The organism is Noviherbaspirillum album, from assembly GCF_035916955.1.
GTDB lineage: Bacteria > Pseudomonadota > Gammaproteobacteria > Burkholderiales > Burkholderiaceae_D > Noviherbaspirillum > Noviherbaspirillum album.
Genome location: NZ_JAWIIV010000021.1, coordinates 1 through 16,234 on the forward strand (window position 1 = coordinate 1; position 16,234 = coordinate 16,234).

Annotated in this window: 13 protein-coding genes; 5 read left to right on the forward strand and 8 right to left on the reverse strand. The window is 58.9% G+C overall.

Annotated features, from left to right (window positions below):
- Positions 1–219 precede the first annotated feature (219 nt).
- On the reverse strand, positions 220–423 hold the full coding sequence (locus tag RY831_RS21250) for a hypothetical protein (protein WP_326508380.1): 204 nt from the start codon (positions 421–423) through the stop codon (positions 220–222).
- A gap of 48 nt (positions 424–471) precedes the next feature.
- On the opposite strand from RY831_RS21250, the gene RY831_RS21255 reads away from it, so the two are divergent.
- Both RY831_RS21255 and RY831_RS21260 read left to right on the forward strand, forming a co-directional pair.
- A complete protein-coding gene (locus tag RY831_RS21255; RefSeq protein WP_326508381.1) occupies positions 472–948 on the forward strand; it encodes a hypothetical protein in 477 nt (158 codons plus the stop codon).
- 454 nt (positions 949–1,402) lie between these two features.
- Positions 1,403–3,988: a bifunctional aconitate hydratase 2/2-methylisocitrate dehydratase gene (locus RY831_RS21260; RefSeq protein WP_326508382.1), complete on the forward strand. Its 2,586-nt coding sequence runs from the start codon at positions 1,403–1,405 to the stop codon at positions 3,986–3,988.
- Between the two features lie 120 nt (positions 3,989–4,108).
- Here the strand turns inward: RY831_RS21260 and cynS are convergent, their stop codons facing one another.
- Both cynS and RY831_RS21270 read right to left on the reverse strand, forming a co-directional pair.
- A complete protein-coding gene (cynS, locus tag RY831_RS21265) occupies positions 4,109–4,552 on the reverse strand; it encodes a cyanase (protein WP_326508383.1) in 444 nt (147 codons plus the stop codon).
- A 1,169-nt stretch (positions 4,553–5,721) separates the two neighbouring features.
- Positions 5,722–5,967 carry a hypothetical protein gene (locus RY831_RS21270; protein ID WP_326508384.1) on the reverse strand — a complete coding sequence of 82 codons (246 nt, stop codon included), beginning with the start codon at positions 5,965–5,967 and terminating at the stop codon, positions 5,722–5,724.
- A 37-nt stretch (positions 5,968–6,004) separates the two neighbouring features.
- On the opposite strand from RY831_RS21270, the gene RY831_RS21275 reads away from it, so the two are divergent.
- Complete coding sequence (locus RY831_RS21275; RefSeq protein ID WP_326508385.1) at positions 6,005–6,700, forward strand: hypothetical protein; 696 nt, start codon at positions 6,005–6,007, stop codon at positions 6,698–6,700.
- 421 nt (positions 6,701–7,121) lie between these two features.
- On the opposite strand, the gene RY831_RS21280 is transcribed toward RY831_RS21275, so the two are convergent.
- The 5 genes from RY831_RS21280 to RY831_RS21300 all read right to left on the reverse strand — a co-directional run bounded on the left by RY831_RS21280 (position 7,122) and on the right by RY831_RS21300 (position 13,450).
- Positions 7,122–9,005 (reverse strand): GlcNAc-transferase family protein, encoded by a 1,884-nt coding sequence (locus tag RY831_RS21280; RefSeq protein WP_326508386.1) that lies wholly within the window; start codon positions 9,003–9,005, stop codon positions 7,122–7,124.
- Between the two features lie 72 nt (positions 9,006–9,077).
- Positions 9,078–9,407 carry an SET domain-containing protein gene (locus RY831_RS21285; RefSeq protein ID WP_326508387.1) on the reverse strand — a complete coding sequence of 110 codons (330 nt, stop codon included), beginning with the start codon at positions 9,405–9,407 and terminating at the stop codon, positions 9,078–9,080.
- Positions 9,408–9,562: 155 nt separating this feature from the next.
- Positions 9,563–11,551, reverse strand: coding sequence for a TRAP transporter large permease (locus tag RY831_RS21290; protein WP_326508388.1), 1,989 nt, complete (start codon positions 11,549–11,551; stop codon positions 9,563–9,565).
- Complete coding sequence (locus RY831_RS21295) at positions 11,548–12,174, reverse strand: TRAP transporter small permease subunit (protein WP_326508389.1); 627 nt, start codon at positions 12,172–12,174, stop codon at positions 11,548–11,550. The genes RY831_RS21290 and RY831_RS21295 overlap by 4 nt, the downstream gene beginning before the upstream one ends.
- A 136-nt stretch (positions 12,175–12,310) precedes the next feature.
- Entirely contained in the window at positions 12,311–13,450 is a 1,140-nt protein-coding gene (locus RY831_RS21300; RefSeq protein WP_326508390.1) for a TRAP transporter substrate-binding protein, read from the reverse strand.
- A 438-nt stretch (positions 13,451–13,888) separates the two neighbouring features.
- Here RY831_RS21300 and RY831_RS21305 point away from each other — a divergent pair, with 438 nt between their 5' ends.
- Both RY831_RS21305 and eutC read left to right on the forward strand, forming a co-directional pair.
- Positions 13,889–15,274, forward strand: a complete 1,386-nt coding sequence (locus RY831_RS21305; protein ID WP_326508391.1) for an ethanolamine ammonia-lyase subunit EutB — start codon at positions 13,889–13,891, stop codon at positions 15,272–15,274.
- 50 nt (positions 15,275–15,324) lie between these two features.
- Positions 15,325–16,119: an ethanolamine ammonia-lyase subunit EutC gene (gene eutC, locus RY831_RS21310; RefSeq protein ID WP_326508392.1), complete on the forward strand. Its 795-nt coding sequence runs from the start codon at positions 15,325–15,327 to the stop codon at positions 16,117–16,119.
- Positions 16,120–16,234: the final 115 nt, after the last annotated feature.

Consider the following 16,234-nt stretch of genomic DNA (forward strand, 5'->3'; position numbering starts at 1 on the left):
TCATCGTCAGGCTAGTTCTACCGCATCAGCCCTGCCTCCTCATGGACGCAGGGCTGTTTGCTTTGGGGCAAAGGAAAATCTCCGCATGAATATTCAACGCCTCGTAAAGCGATTCTCCAATTGAACCAATACGGTTCACAACTTGTACAGGACGTTTATTGCTCGGTGCTATGGAACTTGCCAGAAGAGCAAACCACTCATTAGCACCTTTCTTGCAAATCACGCAACACATGTCCATGCAAGATCCACTTCCATCCGCGTCGATGGCACCTTCGTTAAGTCCCGCAGCGACTGTCGTTGTTGCAACTCCGTCGTCGCTTGTGCCGGCTGCAAAAGAGACGACGCCAGAGCATCTTGCGCCACATTCCATGGGCTGCGGACGAAAGCCATGAATAACAAAATCAAGCGATGAGAGCGTTTCATTCTCCCCGCTTCCTACTGCTTATATGCTTGGGCGCAGCGGCAAGTTCGTTGCACGCGACGATCTATAAGCTTGAAGACCACGTCAACCGCGTGACCATTTATAGCAACATGCCGCTACGTCCCGTACTTATCAAGACGGACACCCCGAAGCAGGCTCCTACCATTACTACAGTCCGCAGGCAGGAAACTCCGCAACCACAACCACAACCACAACCACAACCGCAACCGCAACCGCAACCGCCAGTGGCCAGCACCGGCACCAGTTCCGCTGCTGGAACTGGCACTGACACCGGCTCCGGTACCGGTGCCAAGCCGATTGGCTCCGCGATAAACGACTATCCGCGTATTTCTCCCGTTGTGCAAAAGACGCGCGACAGTGAAAGACTTGCCATCCTCAAGCATGAACTGCAGATGGAGGAAACAGCGCTTGCCGACGCTGTATCCCGGAACGCCACCGAGGAAACCATTCGTCGGTTCAAAGCCAATATCGACGCTTTAAAGCGTGAAATCAGATCAGCGCAATGATGACAACGGATAAAAAGTAAGACGTCGACGCCTGAAATATCTATTACGCTTGAACGAAGTGCCGCATCGCTGCTGCAGTTCTTGGGCAACAATTCCGAATGCACTTATCGCCTGCCACGCTCAAGGCAACTGATCAGCAGATAACACGATAATGCATCATCGCTGTCAGCGCTTTCTTCCCAGGTCCATGACAAGATAGCTGCGGAAGAACACTGCACCACGAGCACCCGCCTCGCGTGAGTTAACAACAAGATGCTCCTCACAGGAAAATTTTTTTCTCCTCTCAAGATTTCCAGCGCATTTTCGGATAAACTCTTATGTCTTATAGAAGAGTTGTCCTCGCCGCAATGCCCTGCCGAGACGATATGTCCCGGATCCGGCTACAGGCCGGAGAGAGCCAGAGGCGAAGATTTGAGCCTTCCCTCTTTTCAATCACGTAACCGAAGAGCGCCCCATGCTAGAAACATACCGTCAACACGTTGCCGAACGCGCTGCGCTAGGCATCCCGCCGCTTCCCTTGTCAGCCAAGCAGACTGAAGAGCTGGTTGCCCTGCTGAAGAACCCGCCTGCGGGCGAGGAGCAATTCCTGGTTGAGTTGATCACCTATCGCGTACCGGCCGGGGTTGACGATGCAGCCAAGGTCAAGGCCGCTTTTCTTGAGCGACTGGCGAAGGGCCAAGAGTCTTGCACGCTGGTCTCCCGCAAGGACGCAACCCGACTGCTCGGCACCATGCTCGGTGGTTTCAACATCAAGCCAATGATCGACGTTCTGGATGATGCGGAAGTCGGTGCGGTAGCCGCCGAAGGCTTGAAAAAGACGCTGCTTATGTTCGACTACTTCCATGATGTCAAGGAACTTGCGGAGAAGGGCAGCGCGAACGCCAAGGCTGTGCTGCAATCCTGGGCAGATGCCGAATGGTTCACTTCCCGCCCGGAAGTGCCGCAAAGCATGACCATCACTGTGTTCAAGGTTACCGGCGAAACCAACACCGACGATCTGTCGCCCGCACCGGACGCCACTACGCGCCCCGACATTCCGCTGCATGCACTGGCGATGTTGAAGAATCCGCGCCCCGGAATCAATGCCGATGAACCCGGCAAGATCGGCCCGATCAAGCAAATCGAGGCACTCAAGGCCAAGGGCAATCTGGTTGCCTACGTTGGCGACGTGGTAGGCACCGGCTCCTCGCGCAAGTCCGCAACCAACTCGGTGCTGTGGTTCACCGGCGAAGATATTCCGTACATTCCGAACAAGCGTTTCGGCGGCGTCTGCCTCGGCAACAAGATCGCACCGATCTTCTACAACACGATGGAAGATGCAGGCGCACTTCCGATCGAACTGGACGTCTCCAAGATGGACATGGGCGATGTCGTTGAACTGCGCCCGTACGAAGGCAAGGCGCTGAAGAACGGTGAAGTGATTTCCGAGTTCACCGTCAAGTCCGACGTGCTGTTCGATGAAGTTCGCGCAGGCGGCCGTATTCCGCTGATCATCGGCCGCGGCCTGACCGCCAAGGCACGCGAATCGCTCGGCCTTGCGCCTTCCACCCTGTTCCGCCTGCCGCAGGATCCGACCGATTCCGGCAAGGGTTTCTCGCTCGCGCAGAAAATGGTTGGCCGCGCTTGCGGACTGCCGGAAGGCAAGGGCGTCCGCCCGGGCACCTACTGCGAACCGAAGATGACAACCGTCGGCTCCCAGGACACCACCGGCCCGATGACCCGCGACGAACTGAAAGACCTCGCCTGCCTCGGCTTCTCCGCCGACCTGGTAATGCAGTCCTTCTGCCATACCGCCGCCTATCCGAAACTGGTCGACGTCAAGACCCACCGTGAACTGCCGACCTTCATCGAGAATCGCGGCGGCGTTGCACTGCGTCCCGGGGACGGCGTGATCCACTCCTGGCTCAACCGCCTGCTGTTGCCCGACACCGTCGGCACCGGCGGCGACTCGCACACGCGTTTCCCGATCGGTATTTCCTTCCCGGCGGGTTCCGGCCTGGTTGCGTTCGCGGCAGCCACCGGCGTCATGCCGCTGGACATGCCTGAATCCGTGCTGGTGCGCTTCAAGGGCGAGATGCAGCCGGGCGTGACACTGCGCGATCTCGTCAACGCGATTCCGCTGTACGCCATTCGCCAAGGCTTGCTGACCGTTGAGAAGAAGGGCAAGAAAAACATCTTCTCCGGCCGCATCCTGGAAATCGAAGGCTTGCCGCAGCTGAAGGTCGAACAGGCTTTCGAGCTGTCCGACGCATCCGCCGAGCGTTCGGCCGCAGGTTGCACCGTCCACCTCGACAAAGAGCCGATCATCGAGTACATGAACTCGAACATCACGCTGATGAAGTGGATGATCGCCAACGGCTACCTGGACAAGCGCACGCTGGAACGCCGAATCAAGGCCATGGAAAGCTGGCTGGCCAAGCCGGAATTGCTGGCACCGGACGCGGACGCGGAATACGCAGCCGTGATCGAGATCGATCTGGCAGACATCCATGAGCCGATCGTGGCCTGCCCGAACGACCCGGATGATGTGAAGACCCTGTCCGAAGTTGCCGGCGACAAGATCGACGAAGTGTTCGTCGGTTCCTGCATGACCAATATCGGCCACTTCCGCGCGGCTTCCAAACTGCTCGAAGGCAAGACAGATATCCCGGTCCGCCTGTGGATCGCGCCGCCGACCAAGATGGACCAGCAGGTGCTGACCGAGGAAGGCCATTACGGCACGCTCGGCCGTACGGGCGCCCGCATGGAAATGCCGGGCTGCTCGCTGTGCATGGGTAACCAGGCGCAGGTCCGCAAGGGCGCAACCGTGATGTCGACGTCGACCCGCAATTTCCCGAACCGTCTCGGCCTGGATACGCGCGTCTACCTCGGCTCGGCTGAACTGGCGGCAGTCTGCTCGGCTCTTGGCAAGATCCCGACCAAGGCGGAGTACATGGAACATACCGGCGTCCTCGACAAGAATGCCGCCAGCATCTACCGTTACATGAACTTCGACAAGCTGAAGGAGTTCAGCGAAGTCGCGGACACCGTCAAGGTCTGATGCCGGCATGATGTCATGATCCTTGCGCATGCAGCCGATACAGCTGCTGGATGCGCGGAACACAGCAGAAAACAAAAGGCCCGCGATGATGCGGGCCTTTCTCATTCCGGCTGCCGGCAATCAGTAGCTTTTGTAAGGCAGGAATTTGCCGCTCAGGACCACCTGTACGCGATCCCCCTTGGGATCCGACTCCCGCTGGATATCCATGGAAAAGTCGATCGCACTCATGATGCCATCGCCGAATTCCTCGTGGATCAGTTCCTTGATGGTCGCGCCGTAGACATTCACGATTTCATACCAGCGGTAGATCAGCGGATCGGTCGGTACTGCGGTCGGCAGAGATCCCTTGTAGGGAACGATCTGCAGCCACGCTGTTTCCTCGTCGGTCAGGTCGAACAACTCCCTCGCGACGGCCGCCTGCTGCGCATCGAGTGTCATCTGTCCCAGCATTGCAGCGGTTGTCCACTCCTTGCTTTGGCCTATCTTCTCGGCGATATCGGCCCAGCGCATCTTCCTGGCGACTTTTACGGAAATGATCTTTTTGGTGACTTCATGACGGTCCATCGTGGCTCCTGGATTGAACATTGAGTATAGTTGCAGCAGTGCGACGCCCAACCAGAGCCGGCGGGCAATGATCGGGCTTCCTCCGACAAGCGGTAAAGCAGATATCGGAAAGGACGAGAAGATGTTCATCCGCGCGGAATCGAATTCAGTGCCCGGAGCGGAATTTTTGCCGCAGACCTTTTCGAAGTCATGCGAATGAACGCTCTCGCCTGACAACAGCAATCGACATGCCTGCCACGACGCGTGCAGTTCGCGGGTTGTGCACTTGTTCGATGCATGCTGGCGCACCGGACAAGTGCGGGCGCAGAGCGTCTCCCTGTTTTGATGAGTCAACGGTCGGCGTCGCCGTCTGCTATCGATCCACTAAAGCGAACAGGGAATTCTCCGGCTTTTCGTAAAATCGATGCACAGGCAGGACTTGAAGAAATCGCTTTCCGCAATGCCATGCTCATCAACCAGCTGGAAGTCCCCGTCGCTCGCGGCGCATAGGCATGCGAGCGCGATTAGCCGATGCGCCGGATAGTCCGGTGAACGAAACTCAGGCTCCTTTCAGATATCGCGGTACCGTCTGTCATCGCCACATGCGGGCAGTGAGGCAATGATGCATAAGCAAAGGCGTACAGATGCGGAGAGTTGAATCCGTCGGCCACAACGACTCCAGGCGCATAGCGTCTCAGACATAGACTATGTCATCATCGTTGTAATCGGTTCGCAGCTCCTGCCTCCGCCACGCTGGTGGGAGAAGGGGGAAATACACGATGCGTCAAACAACTTTTTCTTGCTTGCTTGGATGAAGCGGTGCTTCCAGCAGATGCCGCTTGGCTGCACAGAGTGGTCCGTCGTAGTGCTTTTCACTGGCTCCATTCAGACGGTGTCCGACAGAACAGAAATAAACACAACTGATAAGCCGACTAGCGGAAGATCGGCTTATCAGGCCTGATTGAGACAAGTAGGAAAACTCCCGGCATACAGGCAGCAATCCCAATGACTTTATTTAAATTCGGTTTTGCTATCTCAGAGAATGGCACGCAATCTTTTACTTGTATTGATTCGGAGTCATGAGAAGTGTCCTGGTATTAAGGTAGCCGTTTTGTGATGGCGCAGGCTTGGAATCGGGTAAATTTTCATGTGCCCGTTCCTTTATACCCGCGCCGTGTACCTTGACTATTTCAAAGCAGCGACCTATTTCCCATTAGAAGTTCGTACGCATTTAGAGAGCCATTCGATTGTGTATCAAGACTCTTGAATAATTCCGCATCGTTCTCCAGCAGCTTCTTTGCAGTACTTATTTCTGCGTCCGTAAGGGCACCTTTACTTTCCGGATATTCACTCCACTTGCCGGCCGCTATTTCCTCTAAGTCATCACGGGTAAGAGTCGAACGAATTAGTTCAGACTTAGTGATCAGTTCTCTCATCGTCTGGCCTTCTTCTGTCGACCATGGTAGTTGCACGTTGGCAGACGACGGCGGTGGTGTTGCCGAAGACGACGGCGGTGGTGTTGCCGAAGACGACGGCGGTGGTGTTGCCGATGACGACGGCGGTGGTGATGCCGAAGACGACGGCGGCGGTGCTGCCGTGGACGCCGGCGGTGTTGCCGAAGACGAGGGCGGTGGTGTTGCCGAAGACGACGGCGGCGGTGCTGCCGTGGACGCCGGCGGTGTTGCCGAAGACGAGGGCGGTGGTGTTGCCGAAGACGACGGCGGTGGTGTTGCCGAAGACGACGGCGGTGGTGTTGCCGAAGACGACGGCGGCGGTGCTGCCGAGGACGACGGCGGTTTTGCCGAAGACGATGGCGGTGGTGTTGCCGAAGACGACGGCGGCGGCGCTGCCGAGGACGACGGCGGTTTAGCCGAAGACGATGGCGTCGGTGCTGCCGAAGACGATGGCGTCGGTGCTGCCGAAGACGACGGCGGCGGCGCTGCCGAGGACGGCGGTTTAGCCGAAGATGATGGCGTCGGTGTGCTAGAGGGTGACGGCGGTGTGGTGGATGGCGAGGGCGATGTCGATGGCGTCGGTTCCGAGGATGAAGGCGTCGGCTCCGAACGCGATGGCATCGGCTTCGAGCACGATGGCGCCGGTGCCGTCGACGACGACGAGCGTCGAGGAACCTCATCGTACTCCCACCATTTGTCTAGCGTATTGAGCTGACTGACTTTCTTGGCGATTTCAGGATTCTGAATATCGTAAGGGTCCAATTCCCTTACCTGCTTGTTCGGCATGACAATCATGTGTTTGGGCTCTTCTCCCCACTCTACGCCTTTATAGCAAGCAAAGACGTCATTGACGTTACCGTATACTTTTCCCATCCTGCCTTCCTCTTCCTGATTCAGGATATTGCATTACTAGTTGAAAATCACTTGTTCCCGAAACCGGTGCCGCAGTACCGCTGTCTCCCCGCCGATGCACGGCCAGTGCATCTATCCTTGGTAACTGACATAGAACACGGTCTAATGGAGTGATCACCTGTAAATGTATGTGGATTTGGTTCGCCATCGGTTCCCTGCATCATCCGCGCACTTTTAATCTGTGGCGGCCGCCAGACTAACGACTTGCAAAGCTACAACCCCATTCAAACCGGCGGTATCTGCACCGGTATCGGGTCACGCGGGGTCAGCCTGCGATGGCGGTAATCGATCCCGCTGTATGCCGCAAAATCGTCCAGGCTGCGGACAACGCCGAGTCCATAAGCCCCTTTAATCTTCTCGGCATAAACCAGCTGAGACATCCGGCGCTTCGACGCTTCTTCCAGTTTCCACCAGGGTGTCTGTCTGGACTGGTTGTCTTTCTCATCCCAATGCCGTGGCGTGTCGCCCTCGCTGCGTTTGTCGTTCTTGTAAAGGTGATAAAGAGACATGACGCGCGGGTGAAACATATTCCAGCCATGGGTATAGGCTCGTATCGTGAGGTTCTGTTCTTCTCCATGAAAGTAGAGTCGGGGGTCATAAGGCACTTCTTCGACAAAGCTGCCGAGAGTGAAAAGGAAGCCTCCGGCAAGCTCATAGGCGTAGTAATGCGCAGCCAATGGTTGCGGCAGCGGATGGAATTTCAACACCGGAGAATCCTCGGCGAATGCCGTATCCGGTACCAGACGCAGTGCCAGCGTGCCGTGCGAGTTTACTTTGCGTACCGCCTGCCCGTCTTCGATCTCAAATCCCCAAGGGTAACCGGAAAGAATGCATTTCGAATTGAACGTAGACAGCTCCTCAAGCTGCATCTTCAGGATGCGGTCCCAGCCGGGATCGAAAATCATGTGGGAATCAATTTGAAGCAGGTAATCCTCGTTGTCGTAAAGGCCAAATGCGATCGAACGGGCCCAGCATGCGCCACGGCTGAAGCGTGGCTTGATATTCACGTAGCGTATCTGCTGCGCAAAGGGAAGACGGGCCAGATCATCGCTCGCATCTTCATCATTTTGATCGACGATGCCGAAGCGCAAAAAATCTGGTCGTTCGGCATTCATTAGACATTCCCTGACCGTGTTCCATAGCAGCGGGTCGCGATACGACGCAATACTGATAAAGATCGTATGTTCTCCGCCGCACTCGCCTGCGACTGCACTTTTCAAATACTCGGAAAACGCCGGATGAGAATTGCCTTGGTATTTGCGAAGCAGCGGAAGCGCGACATCGACGGTGTCGATGAGCGAAGTCAGTATTCGCTTTTCCCGAAGCCGCAATGACACGATGCCACGCTGGACCGGACTCAATGTGTTTTGCTGGAGCAGTTGGTCGTCGTTTTGTATCGAAGTCGAAAAGGCGTCGAGCCGTTGCTGGCAGGCTGTACGCAAGGTCTGCATTGCAAGAAGCTCGCTGTCGCGACAAAGTGGCCCCAGCTTACCGTTGGCGATGTATCGCTGCACAGCTTCGTCTACGTCGGCGCGTCCATCTGCAGCAGTTACCTGCAGGTGAGCGGTCACACGCAGGTAGGCCAGCAGCTGGCGTGCAGCGGCATCGTCGAGGTCGTTGGAAATCCTGAATAGCCGATTGCCGTCCTGCTGGCGGCCAAACAAGGCAGGGGAAACCTTGCCAGCCCATTCGGTTGGGGGGTCCGGCCGAATGATGTCGGTCTGGCAATTTGCTTCGCCTTCAAACAACGCGCCCAGAGGCGCCAGCGTTTCATCGCGATCCCAACCGCTGTTGGAAAGCGGCAGCCGCATGCCCTTCCCGATGACACGCCGCACTCGAAGAACCAACTCCTGAGGTGCATCTTCCCAGCGTGCGCATGCATCTGGGGCATGACTGAACATGGCCGGGACCGGCAGCATGGCCAGAACCTGTCCCTGCGCCGTGTCGATTGCCTGGGCATGCGTCATGACGAGGCTACGAGCCCGGAGATAGTCGTCAAGCGTGCCGGCCTCGCCAGGAGGAAGGCTGGCAGACAACCGCGCATGTTCCGCCGTGAACCGTGTCCGGCATACCTCCAGGGTCGGCATGACAAACGATCCGCGCAGCATGTCCACTTCGTCGGCGGGCAGAAATAAGGGATGCAGTGCGCATCCATGCCACATGCTAGCGACATGATGCTGCTATGTGCCGCCGCGCCTGGCAGCCAGCAGGAATACGGCTAGGCAGACATCCTGCGCGAACGGCTCGCCAAGTTCTAGAAGGTGGCGGACAGATGGCGACGTGGCTGCAACGCTGGAAGTCACCAGCATGCATTTGGAGATGCGCGCGATGATCTCGCCCGCTGCAATATTGCGTCTGGCGTACAGACTAGCGATTGTTCCTCTGCATTCCAGCTCCACCGCTGGCGATGCATCCTGCTTCTCATCCGGCTGTGGAATGGCGGCGTCGGCAGCCATTCCATGTTCAGGGGGCGTGCTTGCGCACTGGGAGCTTACTATCGGTGTCTCCATGAACGTCCTCGACTATGCTTGCCTTCCGGCGTCTTCTACTTCTAGTGTGTGGAACCAGCCCCCCGGGCCGGTTCCACAAAACCACAACAGCATAGATAACGAGGCTCAGGCCCATTCGCTCCCGGGGCCTGACTTGCCGCCTGCTTGTCAGCCGGTTACTTGTACAGCACCTCCGGCAGCCATAGTCCGATCGCGGGGAAGGTGTACAACATGATCAGCGCGATGACTTGTAGCGCCATGAACGGCAGCATGCCCAGGAAGATCTGGTTCAGCGTGACGTGCGGCGGCGATACGCCTTTCAGGTAAAACGCAGCCATCGCAACCGGCGGCGACAGGAAGGCCGTCTGCAGATTCATTGCTACCAGCAGGCCGAAGAACAACGGGTCGATGTTGAAATGCGGCAGCAAGGGAATGAAGATCGGCATGAAGATCACGATGATCTCGGTCCATTCCAGCGGCCAGCCGAGCAGGAAGATAACCACCTGTGCGAGGATCATGAACTGGAGCGGCGTCAGGTCCATCGACAGCACCCACTGGTTGATGATCTCCTGCCCGCCCAGCAGGGCGAATGCTGCGGAGAAGATGCTCGAACCGACAAAGAGCCAGCACACCATGGCGCTGGTCTTGGCCGTCAGATACACCGATTCCCTGAGCACGCCGAAATTCAGCCGGCGGTAGGCCGCCGCAAGCAGCAGGCCGCCCATCGATCCCATCGCGGCGGCTTCGGTCGGCGTCGCCAGGCCGAACACGATTGCGCCCAACACGGCAAGGATCAGCAGGGCCAGCGGGAAGAATGAGCCTAGCAGCATCTTGAAGATCTCGAGCCGGGCAAAGCTGAGCACCGCATAGAAGACGGCAAGCATGGCCAGGCCGATGGCAAACGCAATCCAGAATCCCGACGGCGCCTTCACGCTTTCGGCTTCGGCGGATTGCGCAGGCGTTGTCGACTCCTGCGTGGCTGCCGGTGATGCCGGAGCCGTCTCGTTCGCTGTCTGCGCGTCGCCGGCCGGCGGGGAAGACAGTGCCTCGGCTTCACCTTCCTGCGGCGGTTCGGCGAGGCCGCCTTCCACTTCAGGCTCCGCCAAGCCGCCTTCCGCCGGCGGTTCGGCAAGCCCGCCGTCGCTGCTGCCTGCTTCGTAGCTTGATTCGTTCAGCGAGCTGCCCATTTCAATCAGTTCGGTCTCGGCTGCCGTCGGCTTCGTCACCGCCTGATACGTGAACCCCATCACCGCGGCGAATGCCAGCGCCGGCAGCAGCGCCACGAATAATTGCGACAGGATGACGCGCATCGGTACCGCGGCATTGGACCGGCCCTTCAGCGCGGTGATCAGGCCGCCGAAGGCATTGCTGCGACCGGTCCGGCCGATCGCCGGTACATAAGTCGGCAAGGGAACCGTTCTGTCCTGCTCGGGCAGGGGCGGCGCCCACTGCGGCTTGATCTTGGCGATGACGATCACGTAGCCGACATACAGCAGCGCCAGCATGAGGCCGGGAAAGAATGCGCCGGCATACAGTTTGACCACGGAAACGCCAGCCGTCGCGCCATAGACGATAAGCAACACCGACGGCGGGATCAGGATGCCGAGGCAGCCGCCTGCCGTGATCGAGCCGGCAGCCAGCTTGACGTTGTAGCCGGCCTTGAGCATCGCGGGCATGGCCAGCAGGCCCATCAGCGTCACCACGGCGCCCACGATGCCGGTCGCGGTGGCGAAAATGGCGCAGGTCACGATCGTGGCAACCGCTAGCGAGCCCGGTACTCTGGACATCGCCAGGTGCAGGCTCCTGAACAGCCTGTCGATCAGGTTGGCGCGCTCGACCAGATAACCCATGAACACGAACAGCGGCACCGATATCAGCACATCGTTGGCCATGACCGCATAGGCGCGCTGCACCATCAGGTCAAGCGTCTGCTGCACTGCAAGGTCGGGATTGACATGGCGATAGGCGAACCAGGTAAACATCACGCCCATGCCCATCAGGGTGAACGCCGTTGGAAAGCCCAGCATGATGGCGAGCACGATCAGGGCCAGCATCAGCAAGCCGAGATGACCGTTGGTCATGTCCGAAGGCGCCGGCATCAGCGTGAAGATGGCGATGACGATCATGCCCATGATCGACAGCCCGAACCAGACTTCCTTTCTCATTTACGTCCCCCGTCCTGATTCGTCACGAACTTGTCGAGACTGGCAATCTGTTCATCATTGACATTAACCATCTCCTTGAGCTTGCCGACATCGACTTCTTCCACGTCTTCCTCGCGCGACGGCCAGACGCCGAGCTTGAGGCACTGGATGCAGCGGACGATTTCCACGAAGCCCTGGAACAGCAGGAAGAGGCCCGCGATCGGTATCACCGTCTTGAACGGGTACAACGGCGGTCCGTTGGCCGTGATGTTGGATGTCTCGTTGATGGCCCAGGATTCCTCGGCGTAGGTATAGCCGGCCCAGACCAGCGCCACTACGCCGGGAATGAAGAAGACGAAATACAGCAGCAGATCGAGCCCGGCCTGCAGCCGCGGCGGAAAGAAGCCGTAGAGCACGTCGCCGCGCACATGGCCGTTCTTGGCCAGGGTATAGGCGCCGGCCATCATGAAGACGGTGCCATACATCATGATCATCAGGTCGAAGGCCCAGGGATTGGGTTTATTCAGCACATAGCGCGAGAAGACTTCCCACGCGACCTGTAATGTGAGCAGCAGAATGAGCCACGAAAACGCATGGCCGATCCAGGTGCTTATCCTGTCAATGGTGAGCAGGAGTTTTTGCATGTTGAAGCTCCAAGGAAGAAAATACTGCCGCCAGCGCTTGCTGCACTGCGCGGCATTTCAATTGCACCCTGCCGGCATGCGCGCGCAGGCACCATCCGCCTTTGCGAATGGTGCCTGCTGCCGGGCAGAAAAGTGCTTAGCTCTTCTTTGGCGCAGCCTTCTTTGCGAAATAATGATTGAAGGCCATCCGACGCGGATTGTTGGTATCCATATCCCACTTCACCGCACGTTCGGCGAAGGCGTGCATCGATTTCTCGACTTCCTGGAACAGCGGATTGCCTTCACGCTTCTTGGCAATGACTTCGTCCCATACCTTCAGCTGCTCCTGCAACAACGTATCGGGCGTCTTGTAGAACTTGACGTTGTCCTTGGTTTGCAAGGCGATGTAATCCTGGGAATAACGGTCCACCGCTTTCCAAGACATGTCGGCCGAAGACGCTTCGACCGCATTGTCGATGATCGCCTTGAGCTTTGCCGGCAGCGCGTTGTACTTGGTCTTGTTGAAGGTGATTTCGAACTGCTCGGAGCTTTGATGGAAACTTTGCAGCATGCAAACCTTCGATACGTCGGGGAAGCCCAGCACGCGGTCCGATGAAGCATTGTTGAATTCCGCGCCGTCGAGCAGGCCGCGGTCGAGCGCCGGCACGATCTCGCCGCCGGGCAAGGCGTTGACGGCGGCGCCCATCGTTGTGAACAGGTCGATCGCCAATCCGTTGGTACGATATTTCAGGCCCTTGAAATCGTCGCGCTTGGTCACCGGCTTCTTGAACCATCCCAGCGGCTGGGTCGGCATCGGGCCGGTCAGGAAGGATACGACGTTGGCGCCGATCGAGTCATAGAGCTTGGCCAGCAGTTCCTTGCCGCCGCCGTACTTATGCCATGCCAGTACCATGTTGGCATCCATGCCGTAGGCCGGGCCCGAGGTCCACAAGGCAATCGCCGCCTGCTTGCCATAGTTGTAACCCATCACGCCATGGCCACCGTCGAGCGTGCCCTTCGACACCGCATCCAGCAGGCCGAAGGCCGGCACCACGGCGCCGGCGGGCAGGACCTCGATCTTGAGTTCGCCGCCGGTCATGTCGTTGACCTTCTTGGCGAAGTCATTCGCGTATTCGTGGAAGATATCCTTGCTGGGCCAGGTGCTCTGGAAGCGGAATTGCGTAGGAGTCTGCGCGGTGGCGATCATCGGCATGGCCAGTGCGGTCGAACCCGCGGCAGCCTTGCCGAAAAAACGACGACGTGTATTTGCCTGTACTGCCTTCTTACCGTTCTTCATGGTTGTCTCCTAGTTTTGGCATGTCGAAACTTGTCAGTGTCGCTGTGTTTCGTTTGTAGTAGTGCACATGGACAAGCACGCCACGATTGCTCCGCCAGCCGGAATAGTCAAGCCGCATTGCAGCATAAAAAAAAGGATAGAATCTCGCGCCCCGTTTTTTCATGCAAATCCGGTGCAATTGCCACGTACTTTCCAAGTGCAATTCCACAATGACGGCCGGCGAAACTTTCGTTCTGCCCTAGATCAACATCTCTGTACGCCTTCCATCACAGAATGTATCCGGCTTGGTTCGCCTCGCTGGCGTTTCGGCTTGTGCAATGCAGCATCGAATTGCACGCCGCGCGACATGAACACCATGCGCACGCCATGGACTGCGGCAATATGCACTTCAGCATTATTGCTCCCATGCATATCGCCAGACCGCATTCGGGGAAAGACATGGCTTATCGCACCAGCATAGGCGTCACCACATACGCCTTTCCCGACCTGGCCACGTTGCTGGCGAAGGCAAGTCCGCCACGCTCCGGAGACTGTCTCGCCGGACTCGCCGCGGAGCGCGACGAGGAGCGAATGGCGGCCAGAATGGCGCTGGCCGACCTGCCTTTGCGGGTTTTTCTCCGGGAAGCGCTGATTCCCTATGAAAGCGACGAAGTCACGCGCCTGATCGCCGACACTCATGACGGTGGCGCATTCGCGCCGATCGCGCACCTGACGGTCGGGGAATTCCGCGACTGGCTGCTGCATGAGACCACCGATACCGGCGCGCTGGCCGCGTGTGCGCCGGGTGTCACGCCGGAGATGGCGGCGGCTGTCAGCAAGCTCATGCGCAACCAGGACCTGATCCTGGCTGCGCGCAAGTGCCGCGTTGTTACCCGCTTTCGCACCACCATCGGTCTGCCTGGCCATCTCGCGGTGCGGCTGCAGCCCAACCATCCCACCGACGACCTGCAGGGCATCGGCGCGAGCATGCTGGATGGCTTGATGTATGGCGCCGGCGATGCCGTCATCGGCATCAATCCCGCCAGCGACGCGCCGGCGGCAATGATGGATCTCTGGCGCATGATGGACGAACTGCGCAGCCGCTTCGCGATTCCCATGCAAAGCTGCGTGCTCACGCATGTCACTACCCAGATCAAGGCCATCGAGCAGGGTGCGCCGGTCGACCTGGTGTTCCAGTCGGTGGCCGGCACCGAAAAGGCCAATGCCGGGTTCGGCATCTCGCTTGCCCTGCTGCGGGAAGCGCGCGAGGCGGCGCTTTCGCTCAAGCGCGGCACCGTGGGCGACAACGTGATGTACCTGGAAACCGGGCAGGGCAGCGCCTTGTCCGCCGGCGCGCACCACGGCGTCGATCAGCAAACCTGCGAGGCGCGCGCCTATGCCGTGGCGCGCGAGCTCAAGCCCTTGCTCACCAATACCGTGGTCGGCTTCATCGGCCCGGAATACCTGTTCGACGGCAAGCAGATCATCCGCGCCGGACTGGAAGACCATTTCTGCGGCAAGCTGCTCGGGGTGCCGATGGGCTGCGACATCTGCTACACCAATCATGCCGAAGCCGACCAGGATGACATGGACAACCTGCTCACGCTGCTCGGCGCTGCCGGTGTCAATTTCATCATGGGCGTGCCGGGAGCGGATGACATCATGCTCAATTACCAAAGTACGTCGTTTCACGACGCGCTTTACCTGCGCGAGGTGCTCGGCCTGAAACGGGCACCGGAATTCGAGGAATGGCTGCAGCGCATCGGCATCACAGATGCCGGCGGTCGCCTGCGCACGGTCGATGCGCAACATCCGCTGCTGCAACTGGCCATGCCTCGTGCTTGAAACGCCGAAGTCGAATCGCCAGGGTTGAATCATCATCACAGGAGCCTTGCATGACCGAGCCATCCGATCCAATGATCCGTCCCGATCCCTGGCAGGCACTGCGTTCAAGGACGCCGGCGCGGATTGCGCTCGGCCGTGCCGGCAGCAGCCTGCCCAGCGCCGAGGTACTGCGTTTCGGGCTGGCTCATGCGCAGGCGCGCGATGCGGTGCACTGCGCGCTCGATGAAGCGGCGCTCGCACGGGAGCTGAACGATGCCGGCTTCCTGACTTGCCACGCGCGCAGCATGGCGCCCGACCGGCACGCGTATCTGAGGCGACCGGACCTCGGTCGCCGCCTTCATGATGACGACCGCCTCACCCTGGAACAGGCCCTACCGGCGGCGGAACTTGCGATTGTCGTTGCCGACGGCTTGTCGGCAGTTGCGGTACAGCGCCATGCACTGCCGGTGCTGCAACTCCTGCGCGAGCGCTTCGCAACCGACTGGACGCGAACGCCCGTTGTCATTGTCCGCCAGGGCCGGGTAGCGCTTGGCGACGAGGTCGGGGAAGCGTTAGGCGCAAGGCTGGTCGCAGTGCTGATCGGCGAGCGCCCGGGCCTCAGTTCGCCGGACAGCCTGGGTATCTATCTCACTTATGCGCCCCGGCGCGGCCGCATGGATAGCGAACGCAATTGCATCTCGAATGTCCGTCCCGACGGACTCGCCTATGAAGCGGCCGCCCACAAGCTGGCCTATCTGCTGCAGGCGGCGCTGCGACTTCGCCTGTCGGGCGTGCAGCTGAAGGAGGACGCAGCCACGGCGGTCCTGCCGGAAGCGACTTCTGGCGACAGCCGGCGCGTTCCGTGACGCGCATTCTGTCGCAGGCGCCGGTCCAAGGTGAAATGGCACTCTCACTCTGTACGTCTTGCTATACTTTGCCGGTTTCATGTGCCTGCTTCAGGTGCAATCAATCAAACCGGCA

What these genes read in the sequence shown, in the direction of transcription:
- RY831_RS21250 (WP_326508380.1), bottom strand. Translation starts at nt 423, where the DNA reads ATGAAACGCTCTCATCGCTTGATTTTGTTATTCATGGCTTTCGTCCGC.
- RY831_RS21260 (WP_326508382.1), top strand. Translation starts at nt 1,403, where the DNA reads ATGCTAGAAACATACCGTCAACACGTTGCCGAACGCGCTGCGCTAGGC.
- cynS (WP_326508383.1), bottom strand. Translation starts at nt 4,552, where the DNA reads ATGGACCGTCATGAAGTCACCAAAAAGATCATTTCCGTAAAAGTCGCC.
- RY831_RS21270 (WP_326508384.1), bottom strand. Translation starts at nt 5,967, where the DNA reads ATGAGAGAACTGATCACTAAGTCTGAACTAATTCGTTCGACTCTTACC.
- RY831_RS21280 (WP_326508386.1), bottom strand. Translation starts at nt 9,005, where the DNA reads ATGCTGCGCGGATCGTTTGTCATGCCGACCCTGGAGGTATGCCGGACA.
- RY831_RS21285 (WP_326508387.1), bottom strand. Translation starts at nt 9,407, where the DNA reads ATGGAGACACCGATAGTAAGCTCCCAGTGCGCAAGCACGCCCCCTGAA.
- RY831_RS21290 (WP_326508388.1), bottom strand. Translation starts at nt 11,551, where the DNA reads ATGAGAAAGGAAGTCTGGTTCGGGCTGTCGATCATGGGCATGATCGTC.
- RY831_RS21295 (WP_326508389.1), bottom strand. Translation starts at nt 12,174, where the DNA reads ATGCAAAAACTCCTGCTCACCATTGACAGGATAAGCACCTGGATCGGC.
- RY831_RS21300 (WP_326508390.1), bottom strand. Translation starts at nt 13,450, where the DNA reads ATGAAGAACGGTAAGAAGGCAGTACAGGCAAATACACGTCGTCGTTTT.
- RY831_RS21305 (WP_326508391.1), top strand. Translation starts at nt 13,889, where the DNA reads ATGGCTTATCGCACCAGCATAGGCGTCACCACATACGCCTTTCCCGAC.
- eutC (WP_326508392.1), top strand. Translation starts at nt 15,325, where the DNA reads ATGACCGAGCCATCCGATCCAATGATCCGTCCCGATCCCTGGCAGGCA.